This window comes from Rhizobacter sp. P2_D12 (genome assembly GCF_056404395.1).
In genome coordinates this window covers 1-2,052 of sequence record NZ_JBFUEB010000257.1, presented here as the reverse complement: position 1 = coordinate 2,052, position 2,052 = coordinate 1, and the positions used below count along the sequence as shown (strand labels likewise).

Here is a 2,052-nt window from a genome sequence, read left to right as displayed (position 1 = left end):
TGCTGCGCGCCTGCGCGGCCCGCACCGCGTCCTCGACCTGCGGCAGGTTGCCGGACTGTTCCTCGGCCTGCGCGGCCAGCACCTCGGCCTGCTCGTCGGCGGCGGCGATCTGCCCGGCGATCTGTTCCAGCTCGTCCTGCGCCTGCTGCGAGCGGTCGGCCCACTGCTCGCTTTGCAGCTTCAGCTCGGCCAGGCGCTGCTCGACGCGCTGGCGGCCTTCGACGACGTAGCGGATGCGCTCTTCGAGGCGGCTCACCTCGAGCGCGGCCTCGGCCAGCGCGCCCTGCGCGGTGTGCAGCTCGTCGCTGGCGGCGTAGTGGGCCTGGCGGATGGTTTCGAGCTCGGCCTCGCCGTGGCGCAGTTCGGCCATGCGGGCTTCGAGGCCATTGGTGGCCTCGAGAACCTCTTTCTTCACGCGCTCCTGTTCGCTGGCCGCGTCGCGGTGCTTCAGGAACCACAGCTGGTGCAGCTTCAGCGTGCCGGACTCCTGCAGGTCGCGGTAACGAGTGGCGACCTCGGCCTGCTTCTCGAGCTTCTCGAGGTTGGCGTTCAGCTCGCGCAGGATGTCTTCGACGCGGGTCAGGTTCTCGCGCGTGTCCTTGAGCCGGTTCTCGGTCTCGCGGCGGCGTTCCTTGTACTTCGAGACGCCGGCGGCCTCTTCGAGGAACAGGCGCAGCTCCTCGGGCTTGCTCTCGATGATGCGGCTGATGGTGCCCTGGCCGATGATGGCGTAGGCGCGCGGGCCGAGGCCGGTGCCGAGGAACACGTCCTGCACGTCGCGGCGGCGCACCGGCTGGTTGTTGATGTAGTAGCTGCTGGTGCCGTCGCGCGTCAGCACGCGCTTGACGGCGATCTCGGTGAACTGGTTCCACTGGCCGCCGGCGCGGGCGTCCTCGTTGCTGAAGACCAGTTCGACGCTGGAGCGGCTGGCCGGCTTGCGGTTGCCCGAGCCGTTGAAGATCACGTCCTGCATCGATTCGCCGCGCAGTTCGCTGGCCTTGGATTCGCCGAGCACCCAGCGCACCGCGTCCATGATGTTGGACTTGCCGCAGCCGTTGGGCCCGACCACGCCGACCAGTTGCCCCGGCAGCTGGAAATGGGTGGGTTCGGCAAATGACTTGAAGCCCGAGAGCTTGATGGAGTTCAGACGCATGGGAGAGGCGGTCCCTGCAGCGTCGCGGCGCGCAGCGAAACTGCACCCGCAAGCCGCCTAAGTCATTGATTTACTTGGGGAATTCCACGCGTACGCGGACTTCTGGCGAGGCGCGATGATACCATCGCGACCTCTTGCGGCAGCCTGCCGAAACCCTCTCCGAACGTGACGCCCCGTATGGCCAAGTTGTCTTCGAAAGTTCCGCCTCCCACCACGCCGCTGCGCATGCGCGAGGCGCCGGCCAAGCCGCCGTCGATGCCGAGCAAGCAGCTCGACGTGTTCCCGAACCCGAGCCCGAAGCGCGATTACGCGATCCAGTTCCAGGTGCCCGAGTTCACCTGCCACTGCCCGCTGACGGGCCAGCCGGATTTCGCGCATTTCACGATCGACATGATCGCGGACAAGCTGTGCGTCGAGCTGAAGAGCCTGAAGATGTACATGTGGAGCTACCGCAACGAAGGGGCGTTCCACGAGAAGGTGACGAACGACATCCTGGACGACATCGTCAAGGCGACCGACCCGCGCTTCATTCGCATCACGGCGAAGTGGTACGTGCGGGGCGGGATCTACACCAACGTGGTGGCCGAGCACCGCAAGAAGGGCTGGAAGCCGCAGCCGGTGGTGCAGATGCCGGTGCACGGAGCGCAGACGGGACTGGCCTGATTTCGCCTCTGCGACACCTGGCTTCGTAGCCCGGATGCCAATCCGGGGGGCTGCTCGGCGCGAGCAAAGYCGCGGGCGGGCAGGCTGGGGCGCGCCGGATGGGGCGGTCGCCGCGCCCGGGGGCGCGTCGACTGCCCTGCGCTGACTGCTTTCRAGGCCCGTCGCCGAAACTCCCTCCGCTCGCTTCGCTCGCTGTGGTCAAACAGTCGGCGACAGTCAGWCCACGAAGCGTGCTG

The 2,052-nt window shown here is 67.3% G+C and carries 2 protein-coding genes; one reads left to right on the top strand and one right to left on the bottom strand.

All coding sequences use genetic code 11. From position 1 onward, the window contains the following. On the bottom strand, positions 1–1,153 hold a 1,153-nt coding region (locus AC1DYN_RS32225), incomplete at its 3' end, for a chromosome segregation SMC family protein (protein ID WP_477966818.1). A 177-nt stretch (positions 1,154–1,330) separates the two neighbouring features. On the opposite strand from AC1DYN_RS32225, the gene queF reads away from it, so the two are divergent. Next, a complete protein-coding gene (gene queF, locus AC1DYN_RS32220; RefSeq protein WP_477966815.1) occupies positions 1,331–1,816 on the top strand; it encodes a preQ(1) synthase in 486 nt (161 codons plus the stop codon). Positions 1,817–2,052: the final 236 nt, after the last annotated feature.

Bases quoted from the DNA above. Each gene is read 5' to 3' on its own strand.
- queF (WP_477966815.1), top strand. From the start codon at position 1,331: ATGGCCAAGTTGTCTTCGAAAGTTCCGCCTCCCACCACGCCGCTGCGC.